This window comes from Acinetobacter sp. F16 (genome assembly GCF_052712855.1).
The window spans coordinates 44,444-65,333 of sequence record NZ_JBRATK010000009.1 but is presented as its reverse complement, the minus strand read 5'-3'; the positions used below and the strand labels follow the sequence as shown (position 1 = coordinate 65,333).

The 20,890-nt window shown below is 38.9% G+C and carries 19 protein-coding genes and 1 tRNA gene; 11 read left to right on the top strand and 9 right to left on the bottom strand.

Going from position 1 to position 20,890, the window contains the following annotated elements; all coding sequences use genetic code 11:
• Positions 1-8: 8 nt before the first annotated feature.
• From yajC to queA, 6 genes are all read right to left on the bottom strand, one after another.
• Positions 9-338, bottom strand: a complete 330-nt coding sequence (gene yajC, locus ACU0NF_RS07255; RefSeq protein ID WP_445660640.1) for a preprotein translocase subunit YajC — start codon at positions 336-338, stop codon at positions 9-11.
• A gap of 103 nt (positions 339-441) precedes the next feature.
• Positions 442-1,572: a tRNA guanosine(34) transglycosylase Tgt gene (gene tgt / locus ACU0NF_RS07250; RefSeq protein WP_131317046.1), complete on the bottom strand. Its 1,131-nt coding sequence runs from the start codon at positions 1,570-1,572 to the stop codon at positions 442-444.
• Positions 1,573-1,645: 73 nt separating this feature from the next.
• Positions 1,646-2,578 (bottom strand): DUF4303 domain-containing protein, encoded by a 933-nt coding sequence (locus ACU0NF_RS07245; protein ID WP_445660639.1) that lies wholly within the window; start codon positions 2,576-2,578, stop codon positions 1,646-1,648.
• 111 nt (positions 2,579-2,689) lie between these two features.
• Positions 2,690-3,256 (bottom strand): LemA family protein, encoded by a 567-nt coding sequence (locus tag ACU0NF_RS07240; protein WP_131383230.1) that lies wholly within the window; start codon positions 3,254-3,256, stop codon positions 2,690-2,692.
• Between the two features lie 27 nt (positions 3,257-3,283).
• Entirely contained in the window at positions 3,284-4,312 is a 1,029-nt protein-coding gene (locus ACU0NF_RS07235) for a hypothetical protein (RefSeq protein WP_445660638.1), read from the bottom strand.
• A gap of 26 nt (positions 4,313-4,338) precedes the next feature.
• A complete protein-coding gene (gene queA / locus ACU0NF_RS07230) occupies positions 4,339-5,376 on the bottom strand; it encodes a tRNA preQ1(34) S-adenosylmethionine ribosyltransferase-isomerase QueA (RefSeq protein WP_445660637.1) in 1,038 nt (345 codons plus the stop codon).
• A gap of 194 nt (positions 5,377-5,570) precedes the next feature.
• Between queA and ACU0NF_RS07225 the strand changes: the two genes are divergently transcribed.
• The 11 genes from ACU0NF_RS07225 (at position 5,571) to ACU0NF_RS07175 (ending at position 17,883) form a co-directional block, all read left to right on the top strand.
• Positions 5,571-5,657, top strand: a tRNA-Leu gene (locus ACU0NF_RS07225).
• Between the two features lie 233 nt (positions 5,658-5,890).
• Positions 5,891-7,165, top strand: coding sequence for a sensor histidine kinase (locus ACU0NF_RS07220; RefSeq protein WP_445660636.1), 1,275 nt, complete (start codon positions 5,891-5,893; stop codon positions 7,163-7,165).
• Between the two features lie 74 nt (positions 7,166-7,239).
• A complete protein-coding gene (glnE, locus tag ACU0NF_RS07215; RefSeq protein ID WP_445660635.1) occupies positions 7,240-9,984 on the top strand; it encodes a bifunctional [glutamate--ammonia ligase]-adenylyl-L-tyrosine phosphorylase/[glutamate--ammonia-ligase] adenylyltransferase in 2,745 nt (914 codons plus the stop codon).
• A 34-nt stretch (positions 9,985-10,018) separates the two neighbouring features.
• Positions 10,019-10,945 carry a branched-chain amino acid transaminase gene (locus ACU0NF_RS07210; RefSeq protein ID WP_445660634.1) on the top strand — a complete coding sequence of 309 codons (927 nt, stop codon included), beginning with the start codon at positions 10,019-10,021 and terminating at the stop codon, positions 10,943-10,945.
• A 90-nt stretch (positions 10,946-11,035) separates the two neighbouring features.
• Positions 11,036-11,926 carry an ELM1/GtrOC1 family putative glycosyltransferase gene (locus ACU0NF_RS07205; protein ID WP_445660633.1) on the top strand — a complete coding sequence of 297 codons (891 nt, stop codon included), beginning with the start codon at positions 11,036-11,038 and terminating at the stop codon, positions 11,924-11,926.
• Positions 11,927-11,972: 46 nt separating this feature from the next.
• Complete coding sequence (locus tag ACU0NF_RS07200; protein WP_445660632.1) at positions 11,973-12,746, top strand: polysaccharide deacetylase family protein; 774 nt, start codon at positions 11,973-11,975, stop codon at positions 12,744-12,746.
• A 12-nt stretch (positions 12,747-12,758) separates the two neighbouring features.
• Positions 12,759-13,751: a glycosyltransferase gene (locus ACU0NF_RS07195; RefSeq protein WP_445660631.1), complete on the top strand. Its 993-nt coding sequence runs from the start codon at positions 12,759-12,761 to the stop codon at positions 13,749-13,751.
• Positions 13,744-14,769, top strand: coding sequence for an ELM1/GtrOC1 family putative glycosyltransferase (locus ACU0NF_RS07190; protein ID WP_445660630.1), 1,026 nt, complete (start codon positions 13,744-13,746; stop codon positions 14,767-14,769). The genes ACU0NF_RS07195 and ACU0NF_RS07190 overlap by 8 nt, the downstream gene beginning before the upstream one ends.
• Positions 14,766-15,833, top strand: coding sequence for a glycosyltransferase family 4 protein (locus tag ACU0NF_RS07185; RefSeq protein ID WP_445660629.1), 1,068 nt, complete (start codon positions 14,766-14,768; stop codon positions 15,831-15,833). The genes ACU0NF_RS07190 and ACU0NF_RS07185 overlap by 4 nt, the downstream gene beginning before the upstream one ends.
• 81 nt (positions 15,834-15,914) lie before the next feature.
• A complete protein-coding gene (locus ACU0NF_RS07180) occupies positions 15,915-16,694 on the top strand; it encodes a glycosyltransferase (RefSeq protein ID WP_445660628.1) in 780 nt (259 codons plus the stop codon).
• A 31-nt stretch (positions 16,695-16,725) separates the two neighbouring features.
• Entirely contained in the window at positions 16,726-17,883 is a 1,158-nt protein-coding gene (locus tag ACU0NF_RS07175; RefSeq protein WP_445660627.1) for a glycosyltransferase family 4 protein, read from the top strand.
• A 27-nt stretch (positions 17,884-17,910) separates the two neighbouring features.
• On the opposite strand, the gene ACU0NF_RS07170 is transcribed toward ACU0NF_RS07175, so the two are convergent.
• The 3 genes from ACU0NF_RS07170 to ACU0NF_RS07160 all read right to left on the bottom strand — a co-directional run bounded on the left by ACU0NF_RS07170 (position 17,911) and on the right by ACU0NF_RS07160 (position 20,856).
• Positions 17,911-18,750: a glycosyltransferase family 25 protein gene (locus ACU0NF_RS07170; protein WP_445660626.1), complete on the bottom strand. Its 840-nt coding sequence runs from the start codon at positions 18,748-18,750 to the stop codon at positions 17,911-17,913.
• Positions 18,750-19,793: a glycosyltransferase family protein gene (locus tag ACU0NF_RS07165; RefSeq protein ID WP_445660625.1), complete on the bottom strand. Its 1,044-nt coding sequence runs from the start codon at positions 19,791-19,793 to the stop codon at positions 18,750-18,752. Before ACU0NF_RS07165 ends, ACU0NF_RS07170 begins: the two co-directional genes overlap by 1 nt.
• A gap of 187 nt (positions 19,794-19,980) precedes the next feature.
• On the bottom strand, positions 19,981-20,856 hold the full coding sequence (locus ACU0NF_RS07160) for a lysophospholipid acyltransferase family protein (RefSeq protein ID WP_445660624.1): 876 nt from the start codon (positions 20,854-20,856) through the stop codon (positions 19,981-19,983).
• Between the last annotated feature and the right edge of the window lie 34 nt (positions 20,857-20,890).

Sequence of the window (20,890 nt, the reverse complement as noted above, 5' to 3'; positions counted from 1 at the left end):
CTTTTTGATTAAAGATTATTTAATGTGCCTTCAGGCAGAACTGAAATCACACTTGCACGCTGGATTTTTACTTCTACGCCACGGCTTAATTCAACCACTGCAAAATCACCTTCAAGTTTAGTGATTTTACCCATTAAACCGCCTGCAAAAACCACTTCACTACCGATGCCTAGGCTTTCAACCAAGGTGCGGTGTTCTTTAGCGCGTTTTGCTTGAGGGCGCCAAATCAGGAAATAGAAAATTGCGACAAATACTGCAATCATCAAAAGGTTAGTAACCAAACTTGGCTGGGCTGCAGCTTCACCCGCTGCGTGAGCAGTAGAAATAAAAAGGCTCATTTCATTTTCCTAAAATAAAAAAACTGTATATCAACAATATGATAATTAACTAACTTGTTCTGCAATTTACCTTGTCTTTTTCTTCAGCGCAAATGCTGAAAGATTAATCTTCAGGACAAGGCGGAACTTCTAGACCACGACATGCATAAAATTCCTGGACATATTGATCAAAAGTACCATTATCTAACGCATCACGGATGTCTTGTGTAAATCTTTGGTAATAACGCAGGTTATGAATGGTACCGAGCATAGAACCGAGCATTTCACCGCATTTTTCCAAATGGAATAAGTACGAGCGAGTGAAATTCTGGCAGGTATAACAGTCGCATTGCGAATCAAGCGGGCTTTGGTCATGACGATATTTGGCATTACGGATACGCACCAGACCATCTGTCACAAAATAATGACCGTTACGTGCATTACGGGTTGGCATCACACAGTCAAACATATCGACACCGCGACGGATCGCTTCCACGATATCCTCCGGTTTGCCGACACCCATCAGGTAACGCGGTTTATCTTCAGGCATTTTCGCAGGAAGATAGTCCAGTACCTTGATCATTTCTTCTTTCGGTTCACCCACTGAAAGACCGCCAATGGCAAAACCATCAAAATCAATTTCTTTTAAACCATTGAGTGATTCATCACGAAGATCTTCGTACATACCGCCCTGAATAATACCGAACAAGGCATTTTTATTTTTAAGCACATCGTGATGTTGAGTTTTACAGCGTTTTGCCCAGCGCAATGACAGCTGCAAAGATTTTTGCGCTTCTTCACGGGTGGCCGGGTAAGGCGTACATTCATCAAAAATCATCACGATGTCTGAATTCAAGGTATGTTGAATATCCATTGAAATTTCAGGTGACAAGAAGACTTTAGAGCCATCAATTGGTGAACGGAAAGTCACGCCATCTTCTTTGATCTTGCGCATTGCACCCAGACTGAATACCTGGAAGCCGCCTGAATCGGTTAAAATTGGTTTATTCCATTTCATGAACTCGTGTAAGCCACCATGTTCACGAATCACGTCTAAACCTGGACGCAAGTAAAGGTGAAACGTATTACCCAAAATAATTTGGGCTTTAATGTCTTCAATATCGCGTGGGAGCATGCCTTTAACAGTACCGTAGGTACCAACAGGCATAAATACCGGCGTTTCAATCACGCCGTGTTCAAGTGTTAAACGACCACGACGGGCACGACCCGACTGACCTAGTTTTTCAAACTTCATAAAATATCCTGAACAAGAGCAAAGCACTGCGTGCAGTGCAAGAGCGAATAAACAGTTCGCCGCTAAAAGTTGGCTATTTTCCTAGATTACGCACATAAACACCAGCGTTGTCGAATTTTAACTCGATACTTTCCTTTTCACTGTATATCGGAAAAGGGGTTGGGTTGCTTAAAGTCAGGTTGTGGCTTGCATGATAGAACTGTTCAATACGTTCTAATATTTCATTTTTTTCCAAGGCACAGCCATCTTTTATCCCACAATCCATCGCGGCAATGGTCTGAATCAGTTTCTGAATATAGGGATTGCTGTCAATAAAAGCCGATTCTAAAGTCAGCAAATAGGCTTGCTGTGCAATGTGTAAATAATCATAAGGTTCAACTTCGGTCATTTGTGCTAAATCGACCAGCAGATCTTTATCAGCTTGGGATAGCTTTTGTTTGCTGCCTAAGTTTTGAGGCAGGGTTTTGGGAGAATGATGCTGAATGAAGTCATCCAGTAATGGGCTGCCGCTATTGAGGCACTGTGCAGAATGGATTGCCACTTGAGACTGATGAGGAATGTGAATAAAAAACACAATATTATGGGTATCCAGACCATAAGAATGCACAAAAGCCTGTTTAGCCTGTTGAAAGGCGGCAATCACCAGATCGAGATTGTTTTGAGCATTGCCATGGTTCTGCTCCAGCATCGGATTGCCAAAGGCATGGGTTTTTTTTAAATAATCTGCCAAGATTAATTTAAATTGTGCAAAACGGTTTTCTGCAGATGCGTGAGCGCGATAACGCCATTTCGTCACCTGCCATTTGTCCTGTTCTGACAGATATTGAAGTACGTCTTCATGCTCCGCGAATAAGCTACGGGTGGTCGATACGGCTAAATCATCCATCCGTAAATATTCATTGAAAACCAAGGCACATGCATAAATTTGGTCTTCATTATATTGGTCGTATAAGGGGTAAAAGGCTTCAATTAATGCATCTTTGAGCAGGGGAATATGTTCTACCATGAGCTTTATTCTTTTTATAAAGTTAATGTTTTTTATTAAATTTTTTAAAATTATAGTTTTTGGACTTCTTGCGGTTATTTATAAATGGTGAATGCAAGAAATCCCGAGCTGTTAAAAATTAGGTCGATAGTCAAAATTTTGGGTAACCGCTTGATCTCTAAAGGGACGAATGGCTTTTTTACCCATGGTCATGGTGTTGATAATATTATTGGGAAAAACCTGAATGTGATTATTAAACAGCTCTACATTGCGGTTAAAAATGGTAATCGCTGCGCCGACATTTTCATTTTGTTCTTCAATCTCATTTATCATTTTAAGATAAATTTCATTGGCTTTCAGTTCAGGATAGTTTTCAACCACCACATTTAAACTACGCATCAATTCTTTATTCAGGCTTTCAATGCGCTGTAATTGCGAGACGTCGGTATTATTGATATTCAAGTTTAAAATATTCTGACGCAGTTCAGTCACTTTTTCTAAAGTGCCTTTTTCAAAACTTGAATATTGTTCAACCAAAGGTTGCAGGCCATCCAGAATTTTAATTTTCTGACGTTCATAGCTGGCAACATCCGACCAGGCACGTATAGACGCATTGTGATGACGCACAATATTGTTGCGAATCATGATGCATGCCACGACCACGGCAATGATCAACAGCAAAAAAATTAACAGCCCCATTTTATGTCCCCAGAACATCAAGCGTTTTTATTTTAAAAAATGCGTTAAGTCACGCTGTAAGCTTTCTAAATAAGGTAATTTAAAAGTACGTAAGTGTCCACGTAATACAGAAATATCTTGAATTTTTTTAGCTCGGGTCGATATTTTAAATAAATCAGCAGGACCTAAAAAGCATAAGGTATGACTAGTCGGATGGAACATTAAATCGCCCTGACGCTGGGCAAAGAAATCAGCCAGTTTCAGTACAAATGCCGGTGAAAGTAATTTCGCAGTTTGCATTTCGTCACTGCCAAAAATATTTAATTTTTCATTGGTCTGAATATCACTAGTATGCCAAGGAAAGCTATAAGGGTAATAAAAGCTCTTGCGTGCTGTGGTAATCGCCAGTCCTTGGATCTCAACATCAAAAACGAATACGCCCCATAAGTCTTTATGAACTTCTTTCACTTTGACATCATTGCCATCTTTATCACGCACGCGAACCTGATTGACAAAATGATATTGGAAAACCATGACTTGATGCTGTTTGCCATCCTCATCTGCCCATACCGTACTGGCATAATAGGGGATGTCATTAGAGAGCGTGCCTTGATTAAACACTGGGAACAGGCGTTTTAAATGGGCAATCAATAAAACCGGTTGCAGCGGCACAGAAATATGTTGCGGCTGTTGCAGGAAGGCGAGCTGGTATTTTTTGGCGATGGTCTGTTGCTCTAAATATTCAATCACATCATCAATCGGCTTTTTATCTTCGTAGCTGATATAGGCCCAGAACATCATAAATAGCCCAGTCACCAGACCAAGCTGTAGCCAGATATTGGTCGGGAGAATAAAAATTGGCAGCACAAAAAAAAGCCCTACCGCAGCTAAAAGTAGCGGCAAGACATTTTCAAATTTGAGAACGATCGGCGCATTCCACGGATGCAAACCATCCAGAATATCCTGCTGGGTTTGAGCCTGACGACCAATCTCCCAGAGCCGCGCAATATTCTGAAAAACCCGTTCATTTTTTTTACGTCGAATATGAATCGAATGTCTAACAGTATCGAGCGGCATGGTGTGCTTCTTTTTATCGGCAAGTATTAAGGCGTAATTTTATCAATCAGCATGGCATCGCCATAACTAAAGAAGCGGTATTTGGCGTCTACCGCATGATGATAGGCATTCAAAATGTTATCACGATTCGACAATGCCGAAACCAGCATCAATAAGGTGGATTCAGGTAAGTGGAAGTTAGTAATTAAACGATCCACCACTTTAAAGTCATAACCTGGATAGATGAAGATTTGTGTATCACCTGTCCATGCATCTAATCTGCCGCCATGCGCTTGAGCCGCACTTTCAATGGCACGGGTTGCTGTGGTTCCGACCGAAATGACTTTATTGCCACGGGCTTTGGTTTGACGAATCAGTTCAACCGTATGCTCTGGAACATCACACCATTCGCTATGCATAATGTGGTTTTCGATATCTGTGGTGCGTACCGGCAAGAATGTACCGGCGCCAACATGTAGCGTCACAAAAGTTTTTTGAATGCCTTTGGCTTCAAGTTTTTCCAGTAAGTCTTGGTCGAAATGCAGGCTGGCTGTTGGTGCTGCGACGCTTGCCAGTTTAGTCGGGTCATTAAATACGGTCTGATAGCGTTCGGTATCAATGGCTTCGGCTTCACGGTTGAAATAAGGCGGAATCGGCAAAGCACCGTATTGATCTAAGACATCTAAAATCGGTTGTGAAAACTCGACAATAAACAAGTTCTCGTGGCGACCTTGCACCGTTACTTTTACCGCGTCTTCACCAATAAAAAGTTCAGCACCGGCTTTAGGCGAGTTGCTGGCTTTAATGTGGCAGTGTGCAATAAACTTGTCCTGCATCCGTTCCACTAAAACTTCTACAGCACCACCAGAGGCACGTTTACCTTTCAGGCGTGCTTTCATCACTTTGGTGTCATTTAAAATCAGCAAGTCACCAGAATCGAGTAAATCAAGAATGTCGGTGAAATGACAGTCATGATATTGCCCTTGCGCATCTAGGTGCAAAAGGCGTGAAGCACTACGGGTTTCTAAAGGGTAGCGGGCAATGAGTTCGTCAGGGAGATCAAAGTTAAAGTCAGAAAGTTGCATCTTCAATGTATAGAAATAAGAAAAACGTCCGTATTATAGTCCTGAAAAGGGCAAACGAGATGATATCTGATGCTTTTTAAGACAAACTTTTTGGTTTTGCTATAAAAGTGATCAATTGATTGAATTAGATAATTGACAATTCGAAGTTTGATAGTAATATAGCCACCACAAGCTAATGCGCTTGTAGCCCCTTTCCCGAGGTGGTGAAATTGGTAGACGCGGCGGACTCAAAATCCGCTGTCAGAGATGACGTGTCGGTTCGAGTCCGACCCTCGGGACCAGATTTTAAAAACCCCAAGCCAGTACTAAAGGCTTGGGGTTTTTTTATTGGTTAAAGAAATTTCTGCTGAGGTTTGAGTATCAGGTCAAAGGAATAAATTAAACAAATTTACCTTAAACGGTCACATTTGTTCGTTTTATGTCTTTTTTCATTGTGCTCGCTATGGAAATTTGTTAATAAAGCTAAAGGTGAGAATTATTTTTACAACAACAATAGTGATTGGATAAATCTGATATGAAAATGCAGTTGCTTGAAATAGGCTCAGAAACTGAGCAGCTTAGCGCATGTAAGCTTTCACTATTGTTAGGCGTTTTTACGCCGACGAATCAGGTTGAGCGCTTTTTAAGATTTGCACGACGCATGCTTGGAGCTGATCAGGCTGTGATGGCATTTCATAATGAACCTTATATCTGGTATTCCTCAACTCATGGTTTCAAGGCATTCTGCTCGCCAGGTGAAACCTGTTTAAGTGCTTATTTTGAAGGGCAGGCTTTTATTGATCATCAGCATGTTCAATATCCGAATCTGGTCCAGCATGTAAGTCAATTTGGTGCAGAGGCTAAACGTTATCTGGCTTTTGATTTGCGTATGAGTGATGGCGTTTCGATTGGTCAGGCACTGTTTTTTGATTTACATCAGCAATGTTTTAATCCTGAAGATATTGCAACCGTTCAAGATTTTACCAATAGTTTGACCCATATCATTGAGCTGAAAGCAGACCATGCCGATCTTAAAGAAATGTATGAACAGCAGGCTGCACTCAACTTTAGTAAAACCAAATTTTTCCAGATTATTGCACATGATTTAAGAGCGCCATTTCACGGATTGCTGGGCTTTTCAGAAGTGTTGGCACAAGAGCGTGAAACACTTGATGAATCAAGTGTGCAAAGTATTTCTGAATATTTATACGATACGGCACAATCGACCTATAATCTGCTAGAAAGTCTGCTGAATTGGGCGATGGCGGAAGGTGGGCGTTTTATTTATCACCCCATTAACTTTGAATTGAAACAGTCGACCAAGATTGTCTGCGATGTCTTAAACAGTCTGGCCGTAAAGAAAAATATTCAGCTCATTGACCAGATTGAAGATGGCATTAAAGTCTGCGCTGATATCAATATGATCACCTCAGTGATACAGAATCTGGTTTCCAATGCTTTAAAATTCACCCCGACCGATGGCACGGGGCAAGTCATCATCACTGCGAGCCAGTCTGAAGCAGGCGTGCATATTTCTGTCCGCGACACAGGCTTGGGCATGAGTCAAATGCAAATGGATCAGCTGTTTCAGCAGTCCGTGACTGCCAGTATTAAAGGTACAGCAGGAGAGAAAGGTACGGGTCTGGGACTAGTGTTGTGTAAGCGATTCATTGATCTGAACCATGGTGAAATTTTTGTAGATTCCAGAGAAGGCGAAGGCACGACTTTTAATGTGACTTTACCGGCGGCGACCAGTACCCATCAGGCTTTAACCCCTGAACAGCTCAAAACTGAAACATTAAAAGTATAGAAAATAAATTTTTCTTTTCCTCTATTTCCCTTCAGCTGATATAACTAGAAAAAACTCGGCTGAAGGTTTGCAAAATGAATGCGGAACAATTGCACAAAACATTACGTGCTAGCCAATACGCAGAACAAGTATTGGGAAATCATGCGATATTACTCGAACAAGATTATGCAATTGACCAATTTCTCGTTCCTTTAAGCACCGCGCAAATCCAGAACTTTATTCATGCCGCTTTAGATAATATTACTGATGAAACCACATGGATGCGTGCCATTCGTGTGCTTCGCGCACGTTTGATGTTTCGCTGGATTTGGCAAGACGCCAATCAACTCACCGATGTTGTTACCTTGACCCGTGAACTTTCAGACTTTGCCGATGCATCCATTTGCGCAGCAAAAGATTTCGCACGCGTTGCTCTTATTGCAAAGCACGGTGAGCCGATCGGTTATAGCGGTACGGTACAAGATTTAATTGTGGTCGCCATGGGCAAACTCGGTGCTCAAGAACTTAATCTTTCAAGTGACATTGATCTTATTTTTGCCTTTGGTGAGCAAGGTGAAACCAATGGTCGTAAATGCATTGATGTACAGCAGTTCTGTATTCTATGGGGGCAGAAACTGATTTATCTGCTGGATCATATCACTGCTGATGGTTTTGTATTTCGTGTCGATATGCGTTTACGTCCATGGGGGGATGGTTCGGCACTTGCCATCAGCCATGTGGCTTTGGAAAAATACTTAAGTCAGCACGGGCGTGAATGGGAACGTTATGCCTGGATCAAAGCGCGTATCGTCACTGGTGGAAAAGAAGGCAGTGAACTGTTGGATATGACCCGACCATTCGTGTTCCGCAAATATGTCGACTACACCGCCTTTGAAGCCATGCGTGAAATGAAGGCAATGATTGAACGCGAAGTACTGCGCCGTAATATTGAAGATGATATTAAGCTCGGTGCGGGTGGTATTCGTGAAGTCGAATTTATTGTGCAGGTTTTTCAGCTGATTTACGGCGGCTCAAAGCTTGAATTGCAGGACCGGCAATGTCTGGTCAGCCTGCATCATTTGGGTGAGGTGGGGTTACTTGAAATGCAAGCCGTGGCTGAACTGGAAGATGCTTATTTATTCCTGCGCCGTGTTGAACACGCTATTCAAGCTTTGCATGACCAGCAAACCCAGTCCTTGCCGAGTGAACCTGACCTACGTCAGCGTATGATTGAAACTTTAGGCTTTGTGGATTGGGAGTGCTTCATTGCATTCCTGAATCAGAAACGCGCCAAAGTTATTTTTCAGTTTGAACACCTGATTAAAGAAAAAGAACCCGATCCGTTAATCGAAAGTTTCAGCTTGCTTGAAAAACAGCTGAATGAGGTCTTGGATGACAATGCAAAAAATCTCATCCATGAATTTTGGTATGGGCATGCACTAAAGAAATTGCCTGCTAAAGCAGTACAACGCTTAAAAACTTTTTGGCCGCATTTGATTGAAGCAATTTTGCAATCGAATAAACCGCAAGTCGCACTCTTGCGTCTAATGCCCTTGGTTGAATCGGTGATGCGCCGGACAGTGTATCTGGTGATGCTGATTGAAAGTAAAGGGGCACTACAAAGACTGGTGAAAATGGCCACCGTGAGTCCGTGGATTTGCGAGGAACTCACCCATTATCCAGTGCTGTTGGATGAATTCTTGTCGATGGATTTTGAATTGCCCAAGCGTCAAGATCTGGAAGATTCTTTACGTCAGCAACTGCTCCGCATTGAAATTGATCAGGTCGAAGATCAAATGCGGGTTCTGCGCTTATTTAAAAAATCCAATGTCTTGGCGGTTGCGGCCAGTGATGTTCTGGCCGAAAGCCCACTCATGAAAGTATCCGATGCACTGACGGATATTGCAGAAGTCTCGGTGAATGCGGCTTTACATTTGGCTTATCAAATGACTGCGAAAAAACATGGTTATCCGCTCGATGCAGAAGGTCAGCGTTGTTCGCTCGATCACACGGCATTTGTCGTGGCAGGTTATGGCAAAGTCGGTGGAATTGAACTGGGTTATGGTTCGGATCTGGATCTGGTGTTTATTCATTATATGAGTGAACAGGGTGATACCGACGGAACCAAGCAAATTAGCGGTTTTGAATTTGCCATGCGTGTAGCACAAAAATTTATGTCATTGATGACCACGCAAACTTTGGATGGTCGTGTCTATGAAATTGATACCCGTTTGCGTCCATCCGGTGAAGCAGGATTATTGGTGACCAGCTTAAAAGCTTTTGAGCAGTATCAGCTGAAAAGTGCCTGGGTGTGGGAACATCAGGCTTTGGTGCGCGCACGTTCCATTGCAGGTGAAAAAAGTTTACGTGAAAAATTTGAAGCATTGCGCTGCCGTATTTTGACCCAACCACGCGACGAAGCCAAAGTGCGGGAAGAAGTTTTGAAGATGCGCCAAAAAATGAAAGACCATTTGGGCTCATCTAAAGAACAGCAAAAAGATGGAATTTTTCATTTAAAACAGGACGCAGGTGGTATCGTTGATATCGAATTTATGGCACAGTATGCGGTGTTAGCCTGGAGTGGGTCGAATCCCGATCTCGCCCATTACTCCGACAATGTACGAATCCTTGAAGATGCCGCAAAAGCAAGTCGCTTATCCAGCGACGATGCGACCGCATTGATTCAAGCTTATCTCAGTGAACGAGCCGAGAGCCACCGTTTAGCCCTTGCAAATCAATCCATGCAAGTGAATGCTGCGGACTGGCACGATACCCGCGTGATCGTTTGCAAGTTATGGCAAAGATTAATTGATCCAACTGCAAATATTTGCATTGGATAAAGATGACTGTGTATAAAAATTTGGAGAGTGCGCCATGAACTTGGCTGATCGTGATGGTTTTATTTGGCAAGATGGACAAATGGTTGATTGGCGTGAGGCTAAAATTCACGTCTTAACACATACCTTACATTACAGTATGGGTGTGTTTGAAGGTGTCCGTGCTTATGAGACTCCTAACGGAACTGCGATTTTCCGTCTTCAGGATCATACAAAACGTTTGCTCAACTCTGCAAAAATTTATCAAATGAAAGTTCCATTTGATCAAAAAACTCTAGAGCAAGCTCAAATTGATGTCGTGCGTGAAAATAAATTAGCGTCTTGCTATTTACGTCCAATTATCTTTATCGGTTCTGAAAAACTGGGTATCGCTGCAACGGATAATACTATTCATGCGACTGTGGCTGCATGGAGCTGGGGTGCTTACCTTGGTGATGAAGCGATGGCGAAAGGTATTCGCGTTAAAACTTCATCCTTTACCCATCACCATCCTAACGTGACCATGTGTAAAGCAAAAGCTTCGGGTAACTATACTCTGTCTATTCTCGCACATCAAGAAGTTGCACATTCTGGTTATGATGAAGCGATGCTGATGGACCCACAAGGCTATGTATGTCAGGGTTCAGGTGAAAACGTATTCTTGGTAAAAGATGGCGCCTTGCATACACCTGATATCGCAGGCGGTGCATTGGACGGTATTACGCGTCAAACAATCATTACCATTGCCAAAGATTTGGGTATTCAAGTGTTTGAACGCCGTATCACTCGTGATGAATTCTACATTGGTGATGAAGCATTCTTTACCGGTACTGCCGCTGAAGTAACACCAATCCGTGAATACGATGACCGTGTGATTGGTGAAGGCTGTCGTGGTCCAATCACCACTCAAATTCAAAAAGCATTCTTTGATGCAGTTCAAGGCAAAGACCCTAAATATGCACATTGGTTGACTTACGTAAAATAAGTTGATCGGGTAAGATCAAAAGGCGAAACTCAGTTTTCGCCTTTTTTTATTGATGAAGATTTAAGTTTATTTTCTTTTAAGGACATTTTTATGCATATTGTCTATGTCAGTGATGGCAAAGCAGGGCATCGCTCGCAAGCAGTCGGCTTATATACAGCGATGCAAAGACAAAGTGCAAATGAAGTCACCTTTGAAGAAGTATCCATAGATCAATTGCCAGTTTTTAGCCTGTTTTCAGCAATTTTTAGAAAAAATATTTCCGCATTAAAGCAACGACCAGATTATATTTTTGGGGTAGGCAGTCATACCCAGTTGCGTGTTTTATTGCTTGGTCAGGTCTATCCTGAAGCGAAAACAATTATTCTGATGAAGCCAAATTTTCCGGTGACTTGGTTTGGTTACGCCATTATTCCTGAACATGATGGGGTTGAGGCATCGGAGCATGTGATTGCCACCCAAGGTGCACTCAATCCAATTGTGAATGAACAGAGACATCAGCAAAGCAGATTTTTAATTGCACTCGGTGGATCATCCAAAAGACATGAATGGAATGAAGCAAAAGTTTTAGCTTCCATTCAGCAAATTGTCGATCTCCATCCTCAAGCTGAGATTATTCTGACCACTTCACGACGGACTCCGAAACAATTCCTGGATCATTTGAATGAAAAAGCATGTGCATCAAGGCTAAAAGTATTTCCGGTTGAGCAGACACCGCAAGGCTGGATTTTTGAAGAAATGCAAAAGGCAGAAGCGGTTTGGGTAACTGAAGATAGTGTTTCGATGATTTTTGAGGCATTAACAGCGGGATGTCGGGTGGGTGTGATCAAGGTTGATCGTTTAAAACAAGACCGCATTACTCAATCCATAGATCAAATGATTCAATCTAACCTGGTTTCTGATAGTGCTTCAATTCAAGCGTTAGCTGAAGCTCATGCTTTTAAAGAAGCAGAGCGTGTGGCAACATATCTCTTAGCCCAATAATTAGGTTTAAACTGTGATTTATTTTTTTCTTCTATTGCTGATTCTCATGATTGCATTTAGTTATAAATATGCGTGGTGGAAACCAGCAGTAGATTGGAAACGTCCCCGGATTTTAATGTATCACATGGTCAGAGACCATATTGACGGTGCAAAGTTTAATAAATTACGGGTTAAACCGACTGAATTTGAAAAACAGGTTGCATGGATGAAAGCCGAAGGTTTTCATTTTGTTACCATGCAGGAATTGCAGGCTCATTGGGGTAAGCATCCTGAAAAAACTGTCGCGATTACCTTTGATGACGGCTATCTGGATAACCTGGAAAATGCCTATCCAATTTTAGAGAGATATCAAGCTAAAGCGACCATTTATGTTGTGGTGGATCGTCATGATCGAGATTGGTCAACCTATAAAAAAGCCCATCATAATAGTGGTGAACTGGCACGTGAATCCAAGTTGAATGATGAGCAAGTGAAATTCCTCGCCGACTCTGGCTTGGTGGAAATTGGCTCGCATACTTTAACCCATGCCAATCTTGATAAATTAGATGATGCTGAATGCTTAAAGGAATTATCTGAATCTAAAGTTCAATTAGAGCAATTAACCAATCGGCCTGTCACAAGTTTTGCTTATCCTTTTGGTATTTATTCTGGGCGTGATGTGGAGATGGCAAAACAGGTGGGTTATCGCAATGCGGTAACCACAAAAGAAGGAATCGATTCAGAACATCCGGATTTTATGCAGTTACAACGTATTAAAATTAGTGGTAAAGATTCAATGTTTGCAGTGAAATTGCGTCTTAAATTGGGTCAGCGTAGCTAAGAGAGAAGAATAATGCATATCTGTATGGTTATGGCGGGTGATGAAGAAGGCGGTTTAGAAAAGCATGTCATAGAAATGGTGAATGGTCTGGTACAGCACGGTCAACAAGTGACGCTAATTGCTCATGCCAAATATGCATCACGTGTACAAGGGGCCAATTTTAAATCTGTAGATCTCACAAAAAGCCGGAAAAATCCTTTTTTATTATGGCAGTTATATCGATTAATCAAGCAGATAAAACCTGATGTATTGCATGTGCATGCCAATAAAGCTGTAGCGATGATTGCACCCTTATTAAAATGGCTGGATGTCCCTAGTATTGCGACCTTGCATAACTTAAAACGTAATATTCATTCATTTGAAAAATTTGATCGAGTGATTGCCGTAAGTCAACGTGTTGCCAATCAGTTTAAAAAACAAGATGCACTACGTGTAGTGCTAAATGGTGTACATGCGCCAAGTAGTTACCTGAATCGAACGTCAAGTACACCCTTGCAAGCAATAGCGATCGGTCGTCTGGTTCCTGCAAAGGGTCTGGATCTTTTGGTTGAAGCATGGCAAGGAATCGATGCAAATCTCTGGATCGTAGGAGATGGGCCGGAAAAATTGTTATTAGAATCCCGAATTCAGCAGTTAAATTTAAGTGAAAAAATTCAACTGTTGGGCCATCGTGACGATATCAATGATTTGTTGCAGCAAGCAGATTTTCTTGTTATTTCTTCTCGTAATGAAGGAGGACCATATACACTTTCAGAGGCTTTATTACAGCATCGCCCCGTCATTTCAACAGATGTGGGAATGGTGCCGGAGGTTTTACCTGGAAGCTTGATATGTGCCTCAAATGATGTCACTGCATTGCATCAGTTAATTGAAACACATGTGAATGAATTTGCAGCGTTAAAACAACAATCTGAAGAGATATATGTTCTTGCACAACAGCAGCTTACTATGGATGCCATGATTCAAAACACACTCCAAGTTTACCGGGAGCTGATTAATGACTAAAAATGACAAAGCTAAAAAGACAGTATGGGTGGTGAGTGATGGGATCCCCGGTCATTTTGCTCAGTCTAAAGGTGTGCTGTTTGCCTTGGAACATGAATTTGAATTGGATATCCACTGGATTGAGCTGAAACTAAAAAAAAGTTTTTTACGCCGTCCAATGGCATGGCTACTTAAGTCCACCATTCCTGCTGTAGAAAAAATAAATTACTTTTATCAGGGCGTAGTCTTGCCTCAACGAGCACCCGATATTGTGATTGGGGCGGGAGGTAACACCTCTTATGCTGTTGCATGGTTAGCTCGAGCCTATGGCGCAAAAAATATTTTTTGTGGTTCTTTAAGACATTTAAACGAATCATTGTTTGATGCAATTTTAGTCCTTGAGCCTGATCTGCCAAAACCCTTTATCAGTTTACCTATTTCAGCAATGCCTATCAGTCAGAAGAGTTTAGCTGTACATGGGGAGGTCTGGCATGCGGAACATCCTGAAATTCAGCAAAAATTATGGACGATGCTGATTGGCGGGGAGGGTGCAGGAGCAGATTACAAGGCTGAAGACTGGAAACAGTTAGCTCGGGAAATGAATAGTCTCGCAAAAAATAATAATATTCGATGGCTAATCAGTACTTCACGACGTACTGGTGCGGAAGCTGAAGCGATTTTAAAAGCTGAATTAAATGATCGTTATATCGTCGATTCTATTTGGTGGAGTGAACATCCACGGAAGATTTTACATCAATTTTTGGCTGTATCTTGTGCTGTATTTTGTGGTGCAGATTCGATGTCTATGATGATGGAAAGTATTAGTGCTCAGCGTCCATTAATCGTTTATTATCCTGAAAAATTCCAACCGGATACGAAGTTTTCTAGTGTTTTAAAGCGGTTGGAATCCAATGCGTTAGCGAAAGTGGTTCCAATTCATGAATTGGCAATCAATGATGGCTTCCAGGCATTAAGGCCATTAGAATATGAGCCAAGTGAAAAACTCGTGCAACTGCTGAAAGAAAGGCTATTCTCTTGAAAAAATTAAAAATCATTAATACTGTTTATGGTGATGCAACGGGCGGTCGCTGGCAAGCGGTACTTGATATTGCAAATACTTTAACAAGCTATGGTCATGAAGTGATACTTTTACGCGGTGAAGAAAATGCCCATTTAAGTAGTGGCGAATGGCCTATTCAGGTTATTGCGAATACTGGTTTTTATAGTCTAACTGCAGCATTAAAAGTTAGAGATTTTATTCACCAACAACAGCCCGATATTATTATTGCACACAGCGGTAAAGCGGTATGGTTGTTTAAAAATGCCATGATTGGCATGAAGAAAAAGATTCCGGTTATTGCAGTGAATCATAGTCATAATGTGAAACGGACTATACGTGCAGATGCCTTTTTACATATCACCCCTTATGTACAAGAGTTGGTGCAAAAATTACAGTCAGATCAAGATCGTGAAAATAAACCTCAGATGGTGATCTCAAATTTAACGTATTTGCCAAAAGTAGAAGCAAAGCCTCAACCCTTAAAAGACCCTGTGACCTTGGTTATGCTCACACGTATGGTGCCGAACAAAGGTGTCCATGTGATGATAGATGCATTATCCATTTTGCATAAAAAAGGTGTGAATTTCAAAGCAATTTTGGCCGGTCAAGGGGAGATGTTAGAGCAGTGTAAAGCTCAGGCAACCGCTTTGGGTTTGAGTGAAAAAGTTCAATTCCCAGGATGGATGGGAGGCAATGCTAAATTAGCGTTAATGCAACAAGCAGATATTATTGCATTGCCTTCAATTACCGAAATACAAGGTATTGGTATTCTAGATGCTTTTGCTTGGGGCAAAACCCTAATTACCACGGATGATATTGGGATTCGTCAAACAGCTAAACATGGCATAAATGCATGGTGTGCTAAAGCGGGAGATGCTGAGAGCCTAGCAGAAGGAATTGAATACTTGATCAGTCATCCTGATGAAGCAATGAAATTTGCGCAGCAGGGCAAAAAAGAAGCTTTAGAGAAATACTGTTTTGAACAGATAGCGAAAAAGCATCAACAATTAATACAAGAGGTTTATCACCATTATCATTGTTGAATTATTATAATAGTAAAATAGTTATATAATATTCCATATTACTGGTTTTTCTACTTTTATTAATTGTTTAAGGGTTTTTTAGTGAATTTAATAGATATACATGCACTTTGGGTTGGCAATAAATTAGGAGAGATTTCAAAATGTTGTCTAAGCTCATTTGTTATGAGAGGACATTCTGTATTTTTACATACTTATAATGAAATTGAGGATCTACCACAAGGTGTAGTTATACTTGATGCAAACTTAATTATTCCTAAAAATAAAATAATTAAGCATAAAAAAACTGGAAGTTATGCATTATTTTCAGATATTTTTCGCTATGAGTTATTAAAAAAAATAGATGGACTTTATGTAGATTGTGATGTGTATTGCCTGAAACCGATTGAAAAACCTGAGTCTGGATATTTGTTAAGTTTTGAAGATGATAAACTTATTAATGGTGCTGTATTAGCTTTACCTAAAGATAGTAAAGTTTTAAGCAGTTTAACAAATGCAGCATATGATCCATATTTTATTCCACCTTGGTACTCTAAAACTAAGCAATTTCGATTGAAATTAAAAAAGTTATTGGGTTTTGGTAAAGGCTTAGAAGATATGCCGTGGGGGGTCATTGGTCCTAAAGCAATCACATATTATATAAAGACATTGCTATTAGAAAAAAATGTAGGCTCAATAGATGTATTCTATCCTATTCATTATAGTTGTATAAGCCAATTATTTGATCCTGAGTTAAGTGTTATAGATGTAACTACTTCGAGAACTTTATGTATACATTTATATAATGAGATGCTTAAGAATAAAGATCTTCATGATTTACATCCAAATTGTTTAATGTATAAACTTTTGAATAACCAAATTTAAGATATGCTTTTTAGCTTACAGGATATTTCTAGTGAATAATCAGATCAAGAAAAAAATTAAAGTTGGATTAATTATAGATGAGTTTTTTGGTGGCGCAAATACTGCATTTGGTGGATATGGGTTTTTAGCTAGAAGATTAATTGCTAAATATTTGCCTAATGATGAATTCCAAGTGGATGTTCTTCTAGGGAAAGGAAAAAAATATTTTCTAGCTGAAGAATATAATGTAGATAATATTAAGGCTTATCGTTTACCTAAAAAAAGATGGTTTGCGAAAAAATGGCTTAAAAAGCAAAACTATGATTTATATTTGAGTATAGAATTAACTTTTAATTATGTTCTTGAAAATGAATTAGATCGAAATAAAAAATTAATTTTATGGATTCAAGATCCTCGTCCTCAATATGAATGGGATGAAATTAGCACAGTTAAAATTTTTCCAGAAACTAATTACTATGATCAAAAGATATATGATTTAGTACATCAGTTGTATGTGGAAAAACGAGTAAGATTTATATCTCAAGCAAATTTTCTGAATAAAAAGGCAATAGATTTATACAAACTTGATTCAAATACCCCAATTAAATTATTTCATAACCCAATTGAAATTGATTACAATTTTGAATTATTAAATCATCCTAAAAAAAACATGATTATATTTCTTGGGCGAATTGAGTCAGTTAAGAGAGGGTGGCTTTTTTGCGAGATTGCAAGAAAAATGCCTGAATATGAATTTTATATGCTAGGTCAGACATTTAGAGAAAGCGATAAAAACTCCGTAATTATGTCTCAATATGAAAACATAAAGAATTTACATTTTGCTGGGCATGTAGATGGTATTGAAAAGGAAAATTTTTTAAAAGACGCTAAAATTTTAGTTAATACATCCATACATGAAGCTTTGCCAATTTCATTTTTAGAAGCATTATCATATGGTACTTTATTAGTTAGTAACCGTAACCCAGAAAATTTAACCAAAAAATTTGGTTATTATGTGGGTGATGTCCTTGGTGATGGCTTTGAAAAAGTAGATGACTATATATTTGGAATTCAACAGCTTTTACAAGATGAGATGAAACGTGAATCTTTAGCACAAGAAGCTATAAATTATGTAAAGAGTAATCACAATATTAATGATTTTACAATTAATATGAGGAAGTTAATTAAAAATGAATTAAATATAAATTAATTCATTTTAATTAAAGTATTTTATTTTCTAGCTCTTATAAAAGTCCTCATTGTTCTTCTTTAAAAATTCTGCTAAAGAAGAACAGTGTTTGAATACTATTAGTAACTTTAATCTTGCAATAATGTCGTTTTTTATCTTGGTTAAATTTTTTTGAATTCTATTAGGCTTTTTAATATTTTTATTTTGAAGACGATCTAAATTAATAGCACTATCATTTTTTCCCCCTTGTTCAAAACAAAAATAATAAGGTGTCGTTAATCGATTTTTTAATAAATATTTCCAGTCATCGACATATGTTGGTCGTTTAATTAATTTATATAGAAAATCTTGGGCTTTAGCCTTAGTAACACTATAGGCGCAAGTTGTTGTATATAAATCTGATGGGCCTAACATGTAAAAGAAAAGGTTATTTGCTGATGGATATCCATGGATTCTTGTACGTGATTGGAGTGTATGACCACCTAAAAAAATAAATTCTTCTTTTGAGTCCACAATATCTAAAATTTTCTTATCAATCTGATTTGTATTTAAATACACATCATCTTCGATAATAATTATTCGATCATATTGATCATATTGTCCATCTATTTGATTTTGCCAAATAAACATATGACTAAGTAGGCATCCAATTTCACCTGCTCCTAATGGACGTTTACATTGTGCAGCTTGCTCTCGTGCAATATTAATAAAAGAGAGATATTGTGGTGCTAAATCACGACCGTAAATACCATTAAAAAACTGAAAATCAATATCAGTATTAGTACATAAAGATTTTAACTTATCTATTTCTTTTTCGATGTTTTCTCTTCGATCTTTACTCTGTTCTAAAGAAATACATAAAATTAAAATTGAAGGATTTTTATTCATTAAATTTGTGCCCCAGCCAAATAAACTTCATCTTGCCAAGCTGAATTTAATGTTCCCTTATAAATTAAATTCAACCATTGCTGTAATACATTTTTAGATTCAAAGACAGTATGAGCAAGATCATAACCCTTTTTTGCAATTTCAATCGCTTGATCAGGGTGCTGATGAAAATGCTTCATTTTATGAATCAGATCTTGCTGATTTTCAAAATAAACGATACTGTCATTTGGAAACAAGAGTTCTAGGCCCGGTGTTTTTGCGGTAAAAACCAAGTTGCCCATACCGGTGAGTTGTGCAATTCGATCACTACTATACATATAAATATCATTATATTTTGAATAGTTAATACCCATTAAACTATTTCTGACTGCAGTTTGATATTGGTGACCAAATAGACTGGGTTGACCTAAACAGGCACCTAGCTTAAATTTTAATTCGGGTAAGTTTTCTTTCAGATTTTGAATAAAAGCTTCACGTTCAGGATATTTACTATTTGAACCACAAAAAATGACATCATTTTCATAATTTAACCAATTATCACGCGCTTGCTCAATACAAGCTAAACTTAAGTTAGGTGTAAAGGCAAATATAGGATGCTCACAAACTTTAGATAATTGCTTGAGATAGTCTCCTGCGGTTGTCACGAAAATGTAATCTATTTCTTTTTGCATTTCATGGAAATGTTTTAGCCGGTGAGCTTCATTAATTGGATCTACAAACCACATGGCTACTTTTGAGGAACAAGCGTGTTTAAGCTGCTTTAAAATGTCTAGTGGTAAATGAATATGACCAAGTAGAATTAGATCAAAATGGATATTTTCACAAAGTTCTAAAAGCTGTTGATACGTCTTTTTATGGGATAAAGAGGTGGTATTAAAAATATTACTTTTTCTCACCATGTATTTATAGTCAAAAGCATGTACATAATGGCCTAATTCAATGAGTCCATGTTGAATTTTGGCATCCGTATTATAAAACATCGATCCATTGTTCTCAGTTTTAAAATTGGCAATATGTAAAATTTTCAAAGGCTTTTGACTCAAGGATTTCCCCAAAGGTGTATGGATAATGTTTTGAATATATGCTGAGCTATAGAGTACTCTTTACTTATGCGGTCTTTCAATATTGTATAAAAAAACCCAACAATAATAAGTTAAGTAATAGCTAAATTAATAAAATTAAAAGTGGATTAAAATCATCCTCATCTCAATTTTTCTATATTGAGCAACTTTAGCTCATTGGACAGTTTAAATAAATATTTTCAATACCTTCAATTTTTTTAAACCGCTTATAAGACCAGACATATTGCTCAGGTGCGACATTAATCATGGTTTCAACATCTTGATTTAACTGGTTAACAGAAACCTGTAAATCTTTAGATAAAATATTCTCAGATAATTGAGTGCAGTGAATATCAAAATGAGTATCTGAATTGCGCAGACAACTCACCCCAATCACATTACATTGAGTTTTACTGGCAAGTTTGGAAACTAATGTTGTGGATAAGGTTTTTTGTCCAAAAAAATCGGCATAAATACCGCCAGATTCTTTGGGTAAATGGTCAGGTAATATCACTGTTAAGCCACTTTGTTTAAGATGTTTAAAGATCGCACGCACGCCATTTTCATCGGTAGGCACAAGCGTTGCTCTAGAGCTTTGTCTCGCCTCTAACATAAAACGGTTAATGCCTTTACTTTTACTGGGCTTATACATGATCACAGGCGCAGTATATTGATTCAGCCACACATTGACCAGCTCCCAATTACCTAAATGTGCCAGTACCACAATCGTACCTTTTTCACTATTCAGTGCTTCAGTTAGATGCTGTTCGCCAAAAATATTTTTGATTAATCCAGCATTATATTGTTGTGGCATGCCCCAAATCTTAATCGACTCTACATAGGTTAGGCACTGACTTTTCAGCGTTTTTTTTATTAAGGCTTGATGTTGTTCAATATTTAATTCTGGATATGCAAGTTTTAAATTAATGCTGCTTACCCGTTTCATGGATGAATTAAAGCTATTAAGTAATAGGGCAATCCAAGAAGCAATCCATTGCAACACACAGAGCGGAAGTAAAGAAACAACTTTGAATAAAAAATACATAACAACGCAAACTCTTTATGGCCAAGATAATTAT